18 protein-coding genes are annotated in these 17,435 nt (G+C 72.2%); 15 read left to right on the top strand and 3 right to left on the bottom strand.

Going from position 1 to position 17,435, the window contains the following annotated elements; genetic code table 11:
• The first annotated feature begins 3 nt into the window (after window positions 1–3).
• The 5 genes from BAY60_RS07610 to BAY60_RS07630 all read left to right on the top strand — a co-directional run bounded on the left by BAY60_RS07610 (window position 4) and on the right by BAY60_RS07630 (window position 5,648).
• Entirely contained in the window at window positions 4–693 is a 690-nt protein-coding gene (locus tag BAY60_RS07610) for a fasciclin domain-containing protein (RefSeq protein ID WP_112280053.1), read from the top strand.
• A gap of 260 nt (window positions 694–953) precedes the next feature.
• Window positions 954–1,784: a redox-sensing transcriptional repressor Rex gene (locus BAY60_RS07615; protein WP_112280054.1), complete on the top strand. Its 831-nt coding sequence runs from the start codon at window positions 954–956 to the stop codon at window positions 1,782–1,784.
• Complete coding sequence (locus tag BAY60_RS07620; protein WP_112280055.1) at window positions 1,781–3,112, top strand: glutamyl-tRNA reductase; 1,332 nt, start codon at window positions 1,781–1,783, stop codon at window positions 3,110–3,112. Before BAY60_RS07615 ends, BAY60_RS07620 begins: the two co-directional genes overlap by 4 nt.
• A complete protein-coding gene (hemC, locus tag BAY60_RS07625; protein WP_112280056.1) occupies window positions 3,105–4,046 on the top strand; it encodes a hydroxymethylbilane synthase in 942 nt (313 codons plus the stop codon). Before BAY60_RS07620 ends, hemC begins: the two co-directional genes overlap by 8 nt.
• A 69-nt stretch (window positions 4,047–4,115) precedes the next feature.
• Window positions 4,116–5,648 carry a bifunctional uroporphyrinogen-III C-methyltransferase/uroporphyrinogen-III synthase gene (locus BAY60_RS07630; RefSeq protein ID WP_112280057.1) on the top strand — a complete coding sequence of 511 codons (1,533 nt, stop codon included), beginning with the start codon at window positions 4,116–4,118 and terminating at the stop codon, window positions 5,646–5,648.
• A 65-nt stretch (window positions 5,649–5,713) separates the two neighbouring features.
• On the opposite strand, the gene BAY60_RS07635 is transcribed toward BAY60_RS07630, so the two are convergent.
• The 3 genes from BAY60_RS07635 to BAY60_RS07645 are packed head-to-tail and all read right to left on the bottom strand — an operon-like array spanning window position 5,714 to window position 8,856.
• Complete coding sequence (locus BAY60_RS07635) at window positions 5,714–6,703, bottom strand: magnesium transporter (RefSeq protein ID WP_112280058.1); 990 nt, start codon at window positions 6,701–6,703, stop codon at window positions 5,714–5,716.
• Window positions 6,704–6,724: 21 nt separating this feature from the next.
• Entirely contained in the window at window positions 6,725–7,843 is a 1,119-nt protein-coding gene (locus BAY60_RS07640) for a M20 family metallopeptidase (RefSeq protein ID WP_112280059.1), read from the bottom strand.
• A gap of 35 nt (window positions 7,844–7,878) precedes the next feature.
• Window positions 7,879–8,856, bottom strand: a complete 978-nt coding sequence (locus BAY60_RS07645; RefSeq protein ID WP_112280060.1) for a LacI family DNA-binding transcriptional regulator — start codon at window positions 8,854–8,856, stop codon at window positions 7,879–7,881.
• A 122-nt stretch (window positions 8,857–8,978) separates the two neighbouring features.
• Here BAY60_RS07645 and hemB point away from each other — a divergent pair, with 122 nt between their 5' ends.
• The 10 genes from hemB (at window position 8,979) to ccsB (ending at window position 17,424) form a co-directional block, all read left to right on the top strand.
• Window positions 8,979–9,950 carry a porphobilinogen synthase gene (gene hemB, locus BAY60_RS07650; protein ID WP_112280785.1) on the top strand — a complete coding sequence of 324 codons (972 nt, stop codon included), beginning with the start codon at window positions 8,979–8,981 and terminating at the stop codon, window positions 9,948–9,950.
• A gap of 11 nt (window positions 9,951–9,961) precedes the next feature.
• Window positions 9,962–10,483, top strand: a complete 522-nt coding sequence (locus BAY60_RS07655) for a hypothetical protein (RefSeq protein ID WP_112280061.1) — start codon at window positions 9,962–9,964, stop codon at window positions 10,481–10,483.
• A complete protein-coding gene (locus BAY60_RS07660) occupies window positions 10,480–10,920 on the top strand; it encodes a DUF3093 family protein (RefSeq protein WP_112280062.1) in 441 nt (146 codons plus the stop codon). Before BAY60_RS07655 ends, BAY60_RS07660 begins: the two co-directional genes overlap by 4 nt.
• Window positions 10,917–11,264: a hypothetical protein gene (locus BAY60_RS07665; protein ID WP_112280063.1), complete on the top strand. Its 348-nt coding sequence runs from the start codon at window positions 10,917–10,919 to the stop codon at window positions 11,262–11,264. Before BAY60_RS07660 ends, BAY60_RS07665 begins: the two co-directional genes overlap by 4 nt.
• 24 nt (window positions 11,265–11,288) lie before the next feature.
• A complete protein-coding gene (gene hemL / locus BAY60_RS07670) occupies window positions 11,289–12,590 on the top strand; it encodes a glutamate-1-semialdehyde 2,1-aminomutase (RefSeq protein ID WP_112280064.1) in 1,302 nt (433 codons plus the stop codon).
• Entirely contained in the window at window positions 12,587–13,219 is a 633-nt protein-coding gene (locus BAY60_RS07675) for a histidine phosphatase family protein (protein WP_112280065.1), read from the top strand. The genes hemL and BAY60_RS07675 overlap by 4 nt, the downstream gene beginning before the upstream one ends.
• Window positions 13,216–13,791 carry a TlpA disulfide reductase family protein gene (locus tag BAY60_RS07680; protein WP_112280066.1) on the top strand — a complete coding sequence of 192 codons (576 nt, stop codon included), beginning with the start codon at window positions 13,216–13,218 and terminating at the stop codon, window positions 13,789–13,791. The genes BAY60_RS07675 and BAY60_RS07680 overlap by 4 nt, the downstream gene beginning before the upstream one ends.
• 287 nt (window positions 13,792–14,078) lie before the next feature.
• Complete coding sequence (locus BAY60_RS07685) at window positions 14,079–14,828, top strand: cytochrome c biogenesis CcdA family protein (RefSeq protein ID WP_112280786.1); 750 nt, start codon at window positions 14,079–14,081, stop codon at window positions 14,826–14,828.
• Entirely contained in the window at window positions 14,825–16,432 is a 1,608-nt protein-coding gene (gene resB, locus BAY60_RS07690; RefSeq protein WP_425466449.1) for a cytochrome c biogenesis protein ResB, read from the top strand. Before BAY60_RS07685 ends, resB begins: the two co-directional genes overlap by 4 nt.
• Window positions 16,432–17,424, top strand: a complete 993-nt coding sequence (gene ccsB, locus BAY60_RS07695; protein ID WP_112280067.1) for a c-type cytochrome biogenesis protein CcsB — start codon at window positions 16,432–16,434, stop codon at window positions 17,422–17,424. Before resB ends, ccsB begins: the two co-directional genes overlap by 1 nt.
• The last annotated feature ends 11 nt before the right edge of the window (window positions 17,425–17,435 follow it).

Raw genomic sequence — 17,435 nt, forward strand, 5'->3', positions numbered from 1 at the left:
GGAGTGATCTTCGTGAGCAACACCCGACGCATCGCCGGTGCCGGAATCGCCGCGGCGGCCCTGCTCTCCCTGGCCGCCTGCGGCGGCGGTGAGGACGCCGCAAGCGGCCAGACCGACTCCTCTGCCCAGCAGCAGGCCCCCTCCAGCACGGCGCCGATGGAGAGCTCCGCGGCCCCGAGCGGCGAGGGTGTCACCACCAACGCCGACGTGTTCGGCCCTGCCTGCTCGCAGCTGCCCAAGGGCGACGAGCCGGGCAGCCTGAACTCGATGGGCCCGCAGCCGGTGGCCACGGCCGCCAGCACCAATCCGCTGCTGACCAAGCTCGTCGCCGCGGTGAAGGCCACCAACCTGGTGGACACCCTCAACAGCCAGGAGGCCATCACGGTCTTCGCGCCCGCCGACCCGGCCTTCGAGGCGCTCGGCGAGCAGAAGTTCAAGGAGCTGGCCGCCAAGCCCGACCAGCTCGCGCCGATCCTGCAGTACCACGTGGTCGGCCAGCGCTACGACGCCGAGGGCCTGGAACAGGCCGGTGAGGTGGACAGCCTCAACGCCGACGGCGGCCCCGTGAAGATCGAGGGCTCCGGCGAGAACATGACCGTCAACGGCGCGAAGGTCCTCTGCGGCAACATCCCCACCGGGAACGCGACCGTCTTCGTGATCGACACGGTGCTGACCCCGGGCACCAACTCGTGATCCGGTGAGCTTTCAGTCACGGCGGGCACGTGCCACGGGCGCGTGCCCGCCGTCGTCCGCGCCCGGCACGAGCCTGAGCTGACAAAACGTCAGAAAACGCCGGAATGTGTGCTAGGTCAACCCCTCAACCAGCCACTTTGTGCCTGCGTTCACAAATGGCTTACCGTTATTGCCACACACCCCGTGCGCGCCGGTATCGAACACCTTCGCGTGCGCCGGGTCAAGGGTTGACTTCTCATTTCGGCGACAGGAGAGCCAGCGTGGTGGCACAGCGGGGCCGGCGAAACGGGGCCGGAGCCGCGCACAAGCGCACGAGGCCGCCGGGTACGCCCGACGCCGACAACGCTCCCACCGCCGAGATGCCGGCCGTCGGCGAGAACGGCGCCGACCCCGAGGTCCGCGCCCGCGCCATTCCCGAGGCCGCCGTCGCCAGGCTCGCGGTCTACCTGCGGGTGCTTTCCGCGATGGCCGAGCAGGGCTCCACGACGGTGTCCAGCGAGGAACTGTCGTCGGCAGCGGGCGTCAACTCGGCGAAGCTGCGCAAGGACCTGTCCTACCTCGGCTCGTACGGCACCCGGGGCGTCGGCTACGAGGTGGAGGTGCTCGTCGGCCAGATCGAGCGCACCCTCGGCCTGACCCGCCAGCACAAGGTGGCCGTGGTGGGAATCGGGAACCTGGGCCATGCGTTGGCCAACTATGGCGGGTTTCCCGGCCGTGGCTTCCCGGTCGAGGCGCTGTTCGACATCGACCCCGACCTGATCGGGGTCCCGGTCGGCGGGCTGCCGGTGTCCCACCTCGACGACATCCCGCGGGTGTGCACCGAGCGGCAGATCTCCATCGGGGTCATCGCGACGCCGCCCGCCGCGGCACAGTCGGTGTGCGATCGCCTGGTCGCGGGCGGAGTGCAGTGCATCCTGAACTTCGCGCCGGTGGTGCTGCAAGTGCCGGAACATGTCGAGGTGCGAAAGGTCGACCTGGCTGTGGAACTGCAGATCTTGTCCTTCCACGTGGCGCGGAGGGCGGACAACGCCGAAGCCGCCGCAGGCGGGGTGAACGGCCACGTGGTCGACCCGGCGGTGATGCCGTCGTGAGCATCCTCGCGCTCGGGCTGTCCCACCGGACGGCCGATCTGGAGACGCTGGAGCGGGTCGCCGTTCCCGCCGCCGAGCACGGCAAGGTGCTGCACGAGCTGCAGCAGACCGAGCACGTGTCGGAGGTCATGCTCCTGTCCACGTGCAACCGCATCGAGGTCTACGCGGTCGTCGAGACCTTCCACGGCGGCCTCGGCGACATCTCCGAGGTGCTGGCCCGGCAGGCGGGCATGGCGCCCGCCGATCTCTACGACAACTTCTACGTGCACTACGCGGGCGCCGCCGTGGAGCACGTGTTCTCCGTCGCGTCCGGCCTCGACTCGATGGTGGTCGGCGAGACGCAGATCCTCGGCCAGGTCCGGGGCGCCTACGCCACGGCCCGCGACGCGGGCACCGTCGGCAGGACGCTGCACGAACTCGTGCAGACCACGCTGCGTGTCGGCAAGCGCGTGCACAGCGAGACCGGCCTCGACGCCCTCGGCGCCTCGGTGGTGTCGGAGGCTCTGGCCGCCGCGGGCGAGCTCACCGGCAGGCGCGCGCTGATCGTCGGCGCAGGCTCGATGGGCGCGCTCACCGCCGCCCAGCTGCGCAAGGCGGGCATCGGCGGCATCACCGTCGCCAACCGGACGCTGGACAACGCCCGGCGGCTCGCCGCGTCGGTCGCCGAGCAGGGCGTGCCCGCCGAGGCCGTGCCGATGAGCGAGCTGGCCACGGCCGTCGCGGGCGCCGACGTGGTGGTGTCCTGCACCGGAGCCAAGGGCGCCGTGCTGGCCGCCGAGCACGTCGAGCCGCGTACCGGCACGCCGCTGGTGGTCTGCGACCTCGGCCTGCCCCGCGACGTCGAGCGCGACGTCGCCACGGTGCCGGGCGTCGAGGTCGTCGACCTGGAGACCGTCCGCCGCCGGATGCACGAATCCGGAAGCGGAACCACCGAGAAGCAGACCACACGCGCCGCGGGCATCGTGCTCGACGAGGTGCGTGCCTACCTCGCGGGTCAGCGCAGCGCCGCCGTCACCCCCACGGTGACCGCGCTGCGCAAGCGGGCCGCCGAGGTGGTCGACGCCGAGCTGCTGCGCCTGGACCGGCGGCTGCCGGAGCTCGACGCCGACGTCCGCGAGGAGCTGGACCGCACGGTTCGCCGGGTCGTGGACAAACTCCTGCACGCGCCCACGGTGCGCGTCAAGCAACTCGCCGCCGAGACGGCCGACACCGACTACGCGAACGCGCTGCGCGAGCTGTTCGAGCTCGACCCGCAGGCGCCCACCGTGGTGTCCAGCCCGTCGGCGGCCGCCAAGCACGACCAGATCGACGGTGACAAGCGTGAGTGAGAACGCCATCCGGATCGGCACCAGGGGCAGCAAGCTGGCGCTGGCGCAGACCGGAACCATCGCCAGGAAACTCGAGGAAGCGGGCCAGCGGGTCGAGATCGTCACGGTGTCCACGCCCGGCGACCGCTCGACCGCGCCGATCGCCGAGATCGGCGTGGGGGTGTTCACGTCGGCGCTGCGCGAGGCCCTGCTGAACAAGCAGGTCGACGTGGCGGTGCACTCCTACAAGGACCTGCCGACGGCCGCGGAGCCCGGCATCGCGCTGGCCGCGGTGCCGCCGAGGGAGGACCCGAGGGACGCCCTGATCGCCAGGGACGGGCTGACCCTCGGTGAGCTGCCGCCGGGCTCGGTGGTCGGCACGGGGTCGCCACGCCGCATGGCACAGCTGCGCGCGCTCGGCCTCGGGCTGGACGTCGTGCCGATCAGGGGCAACATCGACACCCGGATCGGCAAGGTGACGTCCGGGGAACTGGACGCGGTGGTGCTTGCCCGCGCCGGGCTGGCCAGGGTCGGCAGGCTCGACGTCATCACCGAGACCCTGGATCCCATCCAGATGCTGCCCGCGCCCGCCCAGGGCGCGCTGGCGGTGGAGACCCGCGTCGACGACGTGGACACCGAACACTTGCTTCAGTCCATTGTGGATGACGAAGCGACACGGGCCGCCGTGGCGGCCGAGCGGGCCATGCTGGCCGCGCTCGAGGCCGGTTGCAGCGCGCCCGTCGGTGCACTGGCCGAGGTGGTGGAGGACCTGGACAGCGAAGGCGCCGTGGTGGAGCGGCTCTCGCTGCGCGGCGTCGCCGCGACCGGGGTCGAAGGCGACTCCGTCCGGATCCTGCGCGCGTCGGCCATCGCCGAGATGCAGGAAGCGGACAGTCTCGGCCGATCACTGGCCGCCGAGTTGCTCGACCTCGGCGCCGGGGCCCTGCTCCGCTGACGTCCGGATCGTACGAACGACCTCGCGCGGCCCTGCTGGGTCGCGCGGCAACGAGGAGAGACGAAGTAGATGACCCGCGCACGCAAGACCACGGGGCGCGTCGCCTTCGTGGGCTCGGGCCCCGGTGACGCCGGACTGCTGACGGTTCGCGCCCAGGAACTGCTCGCGAAGGCCGAGCTCGTGGTGACCGACCCGGACGTGCCCGCCGGTGTGCTCGCCTTCGCCGGTTCCGAGGCCGAGGTCCGCCCGGCCGTCGGCGAGCCGGGTGACGTCGCCAAGGACCTCGCCAACGAGGCCAAGGCGGGCAGGCTCGTGCTGCGGCTCGTCGCGGGCGACCCGCTGACGCAGCCCGCCGTGGTGGCCGAGGTGCAGGCGGTGTCGCGCACCAGCGCCGTGTTCGACGTGGTGCCGGGCGTCTCGCCGGGCACCGCGGTGCCCGCCTACGCGGGTGTCGCGCTCGGCGGCGCCCATGCCGAGGTGGACGTGCGCACCGAGGTCGACTGGGCCGGGCTGGCCGCGACGCCGGGCACCATCGTGCTGCACGCCACGTCCAGCCACCTCGCCGAGGCGGCGTCGGCGCTGGTCGAGCACGGCCAGGCCCCGCAGACACCGGTCGCGGTGACCTCCAACGGCACCAGCAACACCCAGCGCACGGTGGACACCACGCTGGCCTCCCTCTCCGCCGACGCCGGCGAGCTGGTCGGCCCGCTCGTGGTGAGCATCGGTGGCGCGGTGGGCAACCGCTCGAAGCTGTCGTGGTGGGAGTCCCGCGCCCTGTACGGGTGGAAGGTGCTCGTGCCGCGCACCAAGGAGCAGGCGGGCGACATGGCCGAGCGGCTGCGCAGCCACGGCGCCACCTCGCACGAGGTGCCGACGATCTCGGTGGAGCCGCCGCGCAGCCCCGCGCAGATGGAGCGCGCCGTGAAGGGCCTCGTCGACGGCCGCTACCAGTGGATCGTGTTCACCTCCACCAACGCGGTGCGGGCCGTGTGGGAGAAGTTCGCCGAGTTCGGTCTCGACGCGCGGGCGTTCTCCGGCGTGAAGATCGCCTGTGTCGGGGAGTCCACCGCCGAGAAGGTGCGCTCGTTCGGCATCATCCCCGAGCTGGTGCCCTCCGGTGAGCAGTCCAGCGAAGGCCTGCTGGAGGAGTTCCCGCCCTACGACGACGTGCTCGACCCGGTGGACCGCGTGCTGCTGCCGCGGGCCGACATCGCCACCGAGACACTGGCGGCGGGCCTGCGCGACCGGGGCTGGGAGATCGACGACGTCACGGCGTACCGGACCGTGCGCGCGGCTCCGCCGCCCGCGGAAACCCGCGAGATGATCAAGACCGGTGGCTTCGACGCGGTGTGCTTCACCTCGTCGTCCACGGTCCGCAACCTCGTGGGCATCGCGGGCAAGCCCCACGCGCGGACGCTCGTGGCCTGCATCGGGCCGAAGACGGCCGAGACGGCGACCGAGTTCGGCCTGCGCGTGGACGTGCAGCCGGAGAAGCCGAACGTCGTGCAGCTGGTCGACGCGCTCGCCGAGCACGCCGCCAAGCTGCGCGCCGAGGGCGCCCTTCCGCCGCCCCGCAAGGCCAAGCGCGCCCGCCGCTCCTGACGGCGCAGCAGCCTGACGGCTCAGACGAACGGCCCGTCGCCGACCCTCGTCGGTGACGGGCCGTTCTACATCACCACCAGCGTCGCCGTTGCCAGGTAGATCAGGATCGACAGCAGGTCCTGCACCACGGTGGCGAGCGGGCCGGAGCCGTACACCGGGTCGGCGCCGAACCGGGACAGCAGCCACGGCAGCGCCATCGCGATCAACGTGGCGATGGCGCAGGCGGCGAACAGCGCGAGGCCCACCGAGACCGCGACGGCCGGATCGCCCCACAGCAGCAGGGTCAGCGGCAGCGCCAGCCCGGCCAGCAGGAGCCCGATGAGGAGGCCGGTGACCACCTCGCGGGCCGCGACGCGGCCGATGGGCACCCCCACCGACAGCCCGCGCACGACGAGCGTCTCCGTCTGCGTGCCGACCGCGTCGGCCAGATACACCACAGCGGGCACGAAGAACGCGAGCAGCACGTTGCGCTGCAGTGCCTCCTCGAAGGCGCCGACGATCCCGGCGGACAGCATCGCCCCGGTCAGTCCCATCAGCAGCCACGGCAGCCGGTGCCACAGCCGCCTCGGCACGCGCTCCGAGGTGGCCTGCCTTGCCGCCGACGCGGTGCCGAGGAAGCCGCCGAGGCGCGCGAGGTCCTGGTTGTGCTCTGCCAGCAGCACCGCCATCAGCCGCTGTGCGGGGACGATGCCGAGGAAACGGCGGTCGGCGTCGACGACGGCGAGCCCCGCCTCGTCGTGGCACACCGCCGTCCACGCGGCTCGTTCCTGCGACATGCCCGGAGCCACCACGGGCGGGTCGGCGTCCATGACCTCGGCCAGTTCCGCGGTCGCGGGCGCGGTGAGCAGCCGTTCGGCGGTGACCAGCCCGGCGAGCCGGCCTGCGTCGCACACCGCGACCAGCGCCGCGCTGTCGTAGTTCCGCCCGCGCATGGCGGCGAGCAGGTCCGCCACCCGGTCCCGGGGTGCCCCCACGGGTACCGCGCTGGTGGCGTGCTCCGCGGCCGTGCCGAAGAAGTCGGGGTCAGCGTCGGGGCCCGTCGCGGTGGCGGTCATGCCGCATTGTCGGCCACGGCGTCAGGTGCCGCACCAGTCGACGCACACCCGTTCCAGGATGGCGACCGAGTCTGCGAGCTTGCGCAACGAGACCCACTCGTCGGTGACGTGGGCCTGCTCGGCCTCACCCGGCCCGCAGATGACGGTCGGCACATGACCGAACGCGGGCGTAAGCACGGAGGCGTCGGTGAAGTACGTCGCCGCGCGTGGCTCGGTGTCCTTGGCGCCGGTGATCTCCCTGGCGATCTCCGCCACCGACGCCGCCCAGGCATCGCCAGGGTCGGTCCAGACGGCGGGCAGGTCGATCAGCGGTTCGAGGTGCACCGTGTCGCCCACCCGCCCGGCGAGACCGGTCAGCACGCCGCCGTGGTCCTGCCCGGCGACGGTGCGCACGTCGATGGTCGCCTCGGCGCTGTCCGGCACGGAGTTGGTGTTGAGCCCGCCGTGGAAGGTGCCGACGTTGAGCGTCGGCCTGCCCATCGCCGGGTGCGGTGGCACGCCGAAGTCGTGGGTCTCCAGGCGGTTCACCGCGCGGGCGAGCGTGTAGACGGCGTTGTCGCCAAGGTGGGGCATCGAGCCGTGCGCGGTGACTCCGGACGCCGACGCGGTGAGCCACAGTGCGCCCTTGTGGCCGTGCAGCACGGCGTTGCCGGTGGGCTCGGTGATCACCAGCGGACCGCTCGGCCTGCCGCTGAGCCTGCGTACGGCGTGCCGGGCGCCCGCCGACCCGGGCTCCTCGGCGGCGGTGAGCACCAGCCGCAGCCCGGCCCTGCTCGGCCGCAGGGCCGCGATCTTGGCCGCCGCCGCCACGATCGCGGCGACGCCGCCCTTCATGTCGCTGGTGCCCCTGCCGTGCAGGCGGTCGCCGTCCGGCTCGGCACGGAACGGGTCGTGCTGCCACGGCGCGGCACCGAGCGGCACCGTGTCGACGTGCCCGGAAAGGCACAGCGGCGGCTGTTCCAGCCCGGTGTGCCACTCGGCGACGAGCGTGCCCCTGCCGGGTTCGTGCTCGCCGATGTCCACGGCGAAGCCCGCCTTCTCCAGCAGCGGCGCGACCACCGCCAGTGCATCGCTCTCCGCGTGGCCGATCGTGTCGACCGCCACGAGGTCCCGCGTCAGCTTCACGACGTCGACACTCATGCCGCCTCGCCTCCCAGCTCCCTGAACCGGTGTGGTCACGGGGTGGACTCCCGGACTTGCAGGGTAGGGGTGATCGCGATGCTGCGGGGACCGTGATCGGCCGGTTGGAGCAGCAGCCGCACGCACTCGTCGGCGATGGCGTCCCAGTGCTGGCGCACCGTGGTCAGCGGCGGGTCGGAGATCTCGGCGAAGCCGATGTCGTCGAACCCGGTGACGGCCACGTCGGCGGGAACCGCGACCCCCGCCTTGCGCAGCCCGCGCAGCAGCCCCAGCGCGATGGCGTCGTTGCCGCACACGATGCCGTCCACAACGGACAGATCCACCAAGGCCGCGGCCGTGAGGCCCCATTCCACTTCGAAACCGCCGAGCAGCGGCGCCTGTGCCGGGGTGAGGCCGTGCCGGGACAGCGCCGAATCGAAGGCGCTGCGCCGGGCCTTGGCGGAGTAGTTGGTGAGCTCGGCGCTGACGAAGACCAGCTTGCACCTGCCCGCCGCCACGAGGTGGTCCACCACCTGCGTGAACCCGGCCGCGTCGTCGACGCCCACCCAGTCGGTGAGCGAGCCCTCGACGCGCCGGTCGACCTGGATCACCGGGATCTGACCGACGATCCCCCGCACGGCGGGTGCGCTCCCGGTGAAGTCGTACGGGCTGATGATGACGCCGTCCACCTGCCGCTCGACGAGCGCACGCAGGCGCCTGGCCTCGACGTCGACATCGCGCTGCGAGTCGCAGAGGAACAGTTCGAGCCCCTCCCGCTGCAGGCGCCGCTCCACGGCCTCCACCAGCGCGGGAAAGAACGGGTTCGAGATCTGGGGAACGAGCATGCCCACCGTGCCGGAGCGGTTGGTCCGCAGCGCGCGGGCCACCGCGTTGTACCGGTACCCGAGTTGCTCGGCGGCGGCCAGTACCTTCCGTGCCGAGTCCGGCGTCACCGCACGCGAGCGGGACAGCACACGCGACACCGTCGACGTGGACACCCCGGCGAGCTTGGCGACGTCGTGGATCGTGGCCATGACCCTCCGGCGCTCGGCAAACGTTTTCCAGCATGGTAGCCGCCGCACTCCTGCCATGCCGAGCGCGGCGCGGCCCACGGGTCGTCAGCGCGGCCGCGAGGCGCCGGAGTACCGTGAGGAAGGTGTTTCCCGAGCATCGGCCCCGGCGGTTGCGGGGCACCGCGGCCATGCGGCGGCTCGTCAGTGAGACCACGCTGCGGCCGCGCCAGCTGATCCTGCCCCTGTTCGTCGCCGAGGGCGCCGACGCCCCCCGCCCGATCTCCAGCATGCCCGGCGTCGTCCAGCACACCCGCGACACGCTGCGCAAGGCCGCCGTCGAGGCCGTGCGCGCGGGCGTCGGCGGGCTGATGCTCTTCGGCGTTCCCCGCACCCGCGACGCCGTCGGCTCGGGTGCCACCGACCCGGACGGCGTGCTCAACGCGGCGCTGCGCGACCTGCGGGCCGAACTCGGCGACGACACGGTGCTCATGGCCGACACGTGCCTGGACGAGTTCACCGACCACGGCCACTGTGGCGTGCTCGACTCCGCGGGCGGCGTGGACAACGACGCGACGCTGGAGCGCTACGCCGAGATGGCGCTCGCGCAGGCCGAGGCGGGCGCGCACCTGCTGGGGCCCAGCGGGATGATGGACGGCCAGGTGGGGGTCATCCGCCGCGCGCTCGACGACGCGGGCTACAGCGACACCGGGATCCTCGCCTACTCCGCCAAGTACGCCAGCGCCTTCTACGGGCCCTTCCGCGAGGCGGTGGACTCCCAGCTCAAGGGGGATCGCAAGACCTACCAGCAGGACCCGGGCAACGCCCGCGAGGCACTGCGCGAGATCGAACTGGACATCGCCGAGGGCGCCGACGCCGTGATGGTCAAGCCCGCGCTGTCCTATCTGGACGTCATCAAGGCCGCCGCCGAGCTGTCCCCGGTGCCGGTGGCCGCGTACAACATCTCCGGTGAGTACGCCATGGTCGAGGCCGCCGCCGCGAACGGCTGGCTCGACCGGCAGCGCACCGTCCTCGAGGTGCTGCTGTCCATCCGCAGGGCGGGCGCGGACATGATCCTGACCTACTGGGCGGCTGAGGCCGCGAGCTGGCTCGACTAAGGTCGGCGACCGTGACTGACTCAGACGAATCGGACGACCAGCGGCGTGCCAAGGGCCTGCCGCCCGCGCCCCGGCTGTCCGGTGACCCGCAGCCCACGGTGAACCCGCCGAAGCCGGTCAAGGTGTCGTTCGTGCTGTGGATCCTGTCCGGCCTCGTGCTCATCGCCGGATACGGCTTCACGCTGACGGCCAAGCAGCGAATGATCGACTCGCTGGTCGAGATGAACAACGACGCCAACATCACCAACGAGCAGATCGCCTCCGGCGTGACGTCGCTGCTGTGGATGCTGTTCGTCGGCGGGATCGTGTTCGCCGTGTTGTTCTGGCTGTTCGCGTACAAGGCGCGGGAGGGCACCCGCTCCGCGAGGACGGTGCTCACCGTGCTCGCGGCCCTCGTGCTCGTCTTCCAGATGCTGTTGTTCTCCAACCTCATCACGCTGGGCTCGGCGCTGCTGTCGATCGTCGCCGTCGCGCTGATGTACCTGCCGAGCGTCCAGGACTACTACCCGAAGGTGCCGAAGCGCCTGCCATGAGCGCGCCGCTGTACTCCGAGCCGGGCGCGACCTGGTGGCCCCTGCTGTGGGGCCCCGGTTTCGCACTGGCCGGCTATCTCGCGGAGCTGTTCGCGGGCATCCGCACGCACACCGTGCTGTGGCTGGCCGCCGGGGTCGGCCTGCTGGGGCTGACGGCGGTCTGGGTCTACGCGCGGCGCCGGTTCCTCGCCGTCCGCGTCACGGGGACGGAGCTCGAGCAGGGCCGCGAGCGGCTGCCGATCGCGCGGATCGCCCAGATCGACGACGTCGGCGCACCGGTGGGCGCCCGGCCGCTCGGCGGTGGCTGGAGCGTGCCCCGCAAGTACGAGGAGCTGCCGGTCAGGCTCGAGGACGGCACCGTGGTGCTCGCCTGGGCCAGGGACGCCGACGCGTTGCGCTCGGCGCTGCGGTCGGCCATGAGAGACTGCGCCGCGTGAGCGACGTGAGTTGGCCCGCGGTGCCCGGTTACTCCAGCGAGCGGCTGCACCAGCCGTGGCGGCTGTTCGTCGCGCTCGCCGAACTCGTGGTCGCCGGGGTTGCCGTCTGGGGCGCGTTCCTGAGCTGGGACTCGGCGTTCACCGAGATCGTCGTCCGCCTCGACGACGGCACGGAGCTGGTCTCCCGGCACGTCGCGGGCAACTGGGTGGGCGCGGCGATCGGGCTCGGCGGCCTCGCCGGGCTGCTGGTGGTCGACGCGGTGCGCCAGGCGTCGCTCGGCGCGCGCACGCGGCGCCGCAGGCGGCGCGCGTCACGGGAGAACGGCCGGGGCGACAGCGACTGAGGAGCCTTTGCCAGACTGGCAGACGTGACAGGAGTCGAGCAGTCCAAGTCCTGGTTCGATCGCGCGTCGGCGGCCACCCCGGGCGGCGTGAACTCCCCGGTGCGGGCCTTCGCCGCCGTCGGAGGCACACCCCGGTTCATGGTCCGCGGCGAGGGCCCGCACCTGTGGGACGCCGACGGCAACCGCTACGTCGACCTGGTGTCGTCGTGGGGGCCGATGATCCTCGGGCACGCGCACCCCGACGTGGTGCGGGCCGCGCAGGAGGCGGCGGGCTCGGGGCTGTCCTTCGGCACCCCCACCACCGGTGAGGTCGAGCTGGCCGAGGAGATCATCCGCCGCGTCGAGCCCGTCGAGCAGGTCCGCCTGGTGAACTCCGGCACCGAGGCCACCATGAGCGCCATCCGGCTCGCCCGCGGCTTCACCGGCCGCAGCAAGATCATCAAGTTCGCGGGCTGTTACCACGGGCACGTCGACGCGCTGCTCGCCCAGGCCGGGTCCGGCGTCGCCACGCTCGGCCTGCCTACCTCGCCCGGCGTCACCGGCGCGCAGGCGGCGGACACGATCGTGCTGCCGTACAACGACGTCGAAGCGGTCCGCAAGTCGCTCACGGAGAACCCGGGGGAGATCGCGGCGATCATCACCGAGGCCGCGGCGGGCAACATGGGTGCGGTGGCGCCCCGCGACGGGTTCAACGCCGCACTGCGTGAGCTGGCCCACGAGCACGGCGCGCTGCTCATCATGGACGAGGTGATGACGGGCTTCCGCGTGTCGGCCGCAGGCTGGTACGGCCTCGACGGGGTGGCGGGTGATCTCTACACCTTCGGCAAGGTGATGTCCGGCGGGCTGCCCGCCGCCGCGTTCGGCGGCAGGGCCGACGTGATGGCCCGGCTCGCGCCCAGCGGCCCGGTGTACCAGGCGGGCACGCTGTCCGGGAACCCCGTCGCCGTGGCGGCGGGCCTGGCCACGCTGCGCGCCGCCGACGCCGAGGTGTACCGCGCGCTCGACGCGAACGCCCGGCGGCTCGGCACGGTGCTCGGCGAGGCGCTGAGCGCCGCGGGTGTCACGCACACCGTCGCCTTCGCGGGCAACCTGGTGAGCGTGTTCTTCACCGACCGGCCGGTGCGCGACTACCAGGACGCGGCGTCGGCGGAGACCTGGCGGTTCCCGCCGTTCTTCCACGCGCTGCTGGAACGCGGCGTGTACGCCCCGCCGAGCGCGTTCGAGGCGTGGTTCGTCAACGCGGCACTGGACGACGCGGCGTTCGAGGTCATCGAGGCCGCGCTCGGGCCTGCGGCGCGGGCGGCCGCGGCGGCGGAGCGGCCATGACCGTCAGGACGGTCGTGCACCTGCTGCGGCACGGCGAGGTCGAGAACCCGGAGGGCGTGCTGTACGGGCGCATGCCCGGGTTCGTCCTGTCCGAGCGCGGGCGGCAGCAGGCGCTCACGGTCGCCGAGGCACTGGCCGGGCACGGCCTGGTGCACGTCGTGGCCTCGCCGTTGGAGCGGGCGCAGGAGACGGCGGCGCCCATCGCCGCGGCGCACCGGCTCGACGTGGCCAGTGACGAACGGCTCATCGAGGCCGCCAACCAGTTCGAGGGCCTGCGGGTGGGTGTCGGCGACGGCGCGTTGCGGCAGCCACGGCATTGGTCGAAGCTGCGCAACCCGCTGCAACCCTCGTGGGGCGAGCCGTACCTCGGGATCGCCCACCGCATGCTCGGTGCCGTGCACGCCGCCCGCGCCGCGGCCGAGGGCCACGAGGCGCTGTGCGTGTCGCACCAGTTGCCGATCTGGACGCTGCGCCGGTACCTGGAGGGCAGGCGGCTCTGGCACGACCCGCGCAGGCGGCAGTGTTCGCTGGCCTCGCTGACCAGCCTGGTCTTCGGCGGTGAGCAACTGCTCGAGATCGTCTACAGCGAGCCCGCGGGCCACACCGACCCCACGGTGACCGGCGCATGAGAACACTCGGGCTGCTGCTCGCCGCCGTGCTCCTGCTCGCGGGATGCACCACCGGCGACGACGCCGTCTCGCGGGGCACGAGCTTCTCGTTCGTCTCGCCCGGCGGCAAGACCGACATCTTCTACAACGGCGCCGAACGCCAGCCGATCCCCGAGGTCTCCGGCGAGGACCTGTTCAACGAGGGCGAGCAGCTGGCGGTCAGCGACTTCAAGGGCAAGGTCGTCGTCATCAACATCTGGGGACAGTGGTGCGGCCCGTGCCGCACCGAGGCGCCCGAGATGCAGAAGGTCTACGAGCAGATGAAGGACAAGGGCGTGCAGGTGCTCGGCATCGACGTCCGCGACTTCGACCGCTCGGCGCCGCAGGACTTCATGCGCAACCGGGGCCTGACCTACCCGTCGATCTACGACCCGTCCGGGCGGTCGCTGCTGCGCCTGTCCGGGTATCCGCGCAACGTGGTGCCGTCGACGATCATCGTCGACCGCCAGCACCGGGTCGCCGCGATCTTTCTCCGGGACCTGCTGGCGAGCGACATCCTGCCGGTGGTGCGACGACTCGCCGCCGAGAACTGACGCCCGGCGCCGCCCTCGCCCCGGTGACGGCGAGCCGAAGGTGACCTCCGGTACGTCTGCGGTACCCACGGTGCCCTTCGGCTCGGGTGGCGGTGCCGGTGGTGAGGAGCCGAAGGGCACCGTGGGTACCCACCCGGTACCCGAGGTCACCTTGGGCACGGCGGCAGCGCGTGGACGCGCGGGGCGACCCACGGCGCGAAGGCCGGTCCGCTGAACAACGCTGGCCCGCCGGTTTAACACGGAGCCCATTCCTTACGCTGGTCTCCGTGGATGCGACCGAGCTGGCGATGTCCGGCCCGTTGCTGCTCGCGGCCGCAGTGGCCCTGCTGGCGGGAACGGTCTCGTTCGCGTCCCCGTGTGTCGTGCCGCTGGTGCCCGGGTACCTCGCCTACCTCGCGGCACTGGTCGGCTCCGACCCCCCGGCCGTCAGCACCGAGGAGGACCGCAAGCGCGGCCGGTCGGCGGTGGTGGGCGCGGCAGGGCTGTTCGTGCTCGGCTTCACGGTGATCTTCACGGCCGGGGTCGGCAGTCTCGTCTGGCTCGCCGACGCCCTGCTGCTCAACCAGGAACTGCTGCAACGCGTCGGCGGGGTGATCACCATCGCCATGGCGCTGGTGTTCCTCGGCCTCGTCCCCGGGTTGCAGCGCGACCTCCGGTCCCACCACGTGCCGCGGGCCGGGCTGTGGGGCGCGCCACTGCTCGGCGCGGTGTTCGGGCTCGGCTGGACGCCGTGCATCGGGCCCACGCTCTCCGGCGTGCTCGCCATCGCCAGCGCCAGCGGGGGCACCGGCGCGCGCGGATTCCTCCTCGTGCTCGTCTACTGCGTCGGCCTCGGCGTGCCGTTCCTGCTCATCGCCGCGGGCGCCCGGTGGGCCGTGCGCGCCACCGACTGGCTGCGGCGCAACGGCCGCCGCGTGCAGCTCTTCGGCGGCGGCCTGCTGCTGGTGGTCGGCGTGCTACTGGTCACAGGGCTGTGGGCGGAGCTGGTCGGCTGGCTGCGCGACGCGTTCATCTCCGACACGAGGCTGCCGCTGTGACCGAAACAATCACCCCGCAGCGACAGGAGTACCGGCCGACCCCGGGCCGGCGGGTGCTGGCCTTCCTGCGCAACACCTGGCGCGGGCTCACGTCGATGCGCACCGCGCTGATCCTGCTGTTCCTGCTGGCACTGGCGGCCCTGCCGGGCGCGCTGTTGCCGCAGCGCTCGCTCAACGAGGCCAAGACCCGCGAGTACATCGAGGCCCACGGCTGGTGGGGCGAGCTGCTCGACCGGCTGCAGTTCTTCGACGTCTACGCCAGCGTCTGGTTCTCCGCGATCTACCTGCTGCTGATGGTGTCGCTGGTCGGCTGCCTGCTGCCGCGCAGCGTCGACTACGTCCGGTCGATGCGCGCCAAGCCCGTGCTCACGCCGCGCAACCTGGCGCGGCTGCCGCACCACGCGCGCGCCGAGCTCGACGCCGCACCGGACGACGTGCTCGCCGCCGCGAACGCCAGGCTCCGTGGCTGGCGCCGCGCCGAGCGCGAGGAGCAGGGCGGGGCCCGCAGCATCAGCGCCGAGCGCGGCTTCCTGCGCGAGACCGGCAACCTCGCCTTCCACTTCGGGATGCTCGGCCTGATCATCGCGTTCGCACTGGGCAAGATGTACTCCTACGAGGGCCAGGTGATCGTCCTCGCCGACGGCTCGGAGTTCTGCAACGCCGGCATCTACAACTACGACTCGTTCAACCCCGGCCTGCGCGTCGACGGCACCGAGCTGACGCCGTTCTGCGTGCGCGTCAACAACTTCACCGCCGGCTACGCCGAGTCCGGCCAGCCGGTGAGCTTCGAGTCCGACATCGAGTACCAGGCGGGCGAGGACCTGGTCTCCGGCACGTGGCGGCCGTACCACCTCGAGGTCAACGAGCCGCTGCGCACGCAGGGCGATCGCGTCTACCTGCTCGGCCACGGCTACGCGCCGACGTTCACGGTCACGTTCCCCGACGGCACCTCCCGGACCCACACGATCCAGTGGCGGCCGGTCGACCAGAACACGGGCCTTTCGGAGGGCGCCACGAAGTTCGAGCCGCCGGGCACGACCAGCGCCGAGGAACGCAGGAACAACCAGATCGCGGTCACCGGCCTGTTCGCGCCCACCGCCGCGATGCAGGGCAGCGTGCTGTCCTCGGCGAGCCCGAAGCTCACCGACCCCGCCGTGGCCGTGGACGTCATGCGCGGCGACCTGGGTGTCGACTCCGGGCGAGGGCAGTCGATCTTCGAGATCGACCGGTCGATGGTCGACGCGGGCAGGCTCGAGCGGGTGGCCAGGGAGAACCTCAAGGTCGGCGAGCAGCTGCGCCTCGGCGACGGCACCACGGTGAGCTTCGACGGGGTGAAGCAGTGGGTGTCGCTGCAGGTGTCGCACGACCCCACGCAGATCTGGGTGCTCGGCTTCGCCGTCGTGATGTTCGCCGGGCTCGGGTTGTCGCTGTTCGTCAAGCGCCGCAGGCTGTGGGTGCGGGTGACCCCCGCCACGACAGCAGCCGGTGAACGACGTACTGTAGTAGAAGTGGGCGGGCTGGCCCGCACCGATCAGGCCGGGTACGGCGAGGAGTTCACCACACTCGCCGGCGACCTGCTGACCCGTGACAGAAAGGCACGCTGATGCCGGTCAACGAGACGTTGTCCCAGTACAGCGACTGGTCGTACACCACGGCCGTCGCCGTGTACGTGCTGGCGATGGTGTTCTTCCTGGTCGAGCAGTCGTTCGGCCGCAAGGGACGGCAGGCGGCCGCCCGCACCCGCGAGCGCGCGCAGGAACTGGTCGGCGCCGGCGGGGGTCCGGTGGGCACGGTCGCAGTGCCCCCGCCCGGGGAGACGGCGGGCCCGCGCCCGCCGCGCACGCGCGCGGAGCGCATCGGCCGGATGGGCGCCGCGCTGACCGTGCTCGGCGCGCTGCTGCACCTCGCGGCGCTGGTGCTGCGCGGTCTGGCGACCAGCAGGGTGCCGTGGGGCAACATGTACGAGTACATCATGATCGTCTGCTTCATCGCGGTCGTGACGTGGCTCGCGGTGATGCGGAAGTTCCCGGTACGGCACCTCTCGGCGTTCGTGCTGCTGCCCGTGGTGATCCTGATGTTCGTCGGCGGCACCTGGCTGTACGCGGTGGCGGCGCCGCTGGTGCCCGCACTGCAGTCGTACTGGCTGGTCATCCACGTCTCGGCCGCGGCGTCGGCGTCCGGCGTGTTCCTCGTGCCGGGCGTGGCGAGCATCCTGTACCTCGTCAAGGCCCGCCACGAGCGCGACCCGGCGAAGTTCGCGCGTTTCGGCGCCCGGTTGCCCGCACTGGACGTGCTCGACCGCATCGCCTACCGCACGACGGTGTTCGCCTTCCCGGTGTTCACGTTCGGCGTGCTGTGCGGTGCCGTGTGGGCGGAGGCCGCGTGGGGCCGGTTCTGGGGCTGGGACCCCAAGGAGACCGTCGCGTTCATCGCCTGGGTGATCTACGCCGCCTACCTGCATTCGCGGGCCACGGCGGGCTGGCGGGGCAACCGCGCGGCGATCATCAACGTGATCGGGTTCGCGGCCACCGTGTTCAACCTGTTCTTCGTCAACCTCGTGACCACGGGGCTTCACTCGTATGCCGGAGTAAGCTGACGTTGGGCGTC

This window comes from Prauserella muralis (assembly GCF_003202285.1).
Classification (GTDB): domain Bacteria; phylum Actinomycetota; class Actinomycetes; order Mycobacteriales; family Pseudonocardiaceae; genus Prauserella_B; species Prauserella_B muralis.

What these genes read in the sequence shown, in the direction of transcription:
- BAY60_RS07630 (WP_112280057.1), top strand. Translation starts at nt 4,116, where the DNA reads ATGACCCGCGCACGCAAGACCACGGGGCGCGTCGCCTTCGTGGGCTCG.
- BAY60_RS07635 (WP_112280058.1), bottom strand. Translation starts at nt 6,703, where the DNA reads ATGACCGCCACCGCGACGGGCCCCGACGCTGACCCCGACTTCTTCGGC.
- BAY60_RS07640 (WP_112280059.1), bottom strand. Translation starts at nt 7,843, where the DNA reads ATGAGTGTCGACGTCGTGAAGCTGACGCGGGACCTCGTGGCGGTCGAC.
- BAY60_RS07645 (WP_112280060.1), bottom strand. Translation starts at nt 8,856, where the DNA reads ATGGCCACGATCCACGACGTCGCCAAGCTCGCCGGGGTGTCCACGTCG.
- BAY60_RS07660 (WP_112280062.1), top strand. Translation starts at nt 10,480, where the DNA reads ATGAGCGCGCCGCTGTACTCCGAGCCGGGCGCGACCTGGTGGCCCCTG.
- BAY60_RS07675 (WP_112280065.1), top strand. Translation starts at nt 12,587, where the DNA reads ATGACCGTCAGGACGGTCGTGCACCTGCTGCGGCACGGCGAGGTCGAG.
- BAY60_RS07680 (WP_112280066.1), top strand. Translation starts at nt 13,216, where the DNA reads ATGAGAACACTCGGGCTGCTGCTCGCCGCCGTGCTCCTGCTCGCGGGA.
- BAY60_RS07685 (WP_112280786.1), top strand. Translation starts at nt 14,079, where the DNA reads ATGTCCGGCCCGTTGCTGCTCGCGGCCGCAGTGGCCCTGCTGGCGGGA.
- ccsB (WP_112280067.1), top strand. Translation starts at nt 16,432, where the DNA reads ATGCCGGTCAACGAGACGTTGTCCCAGTACAGCGACTGGTCGTACACC.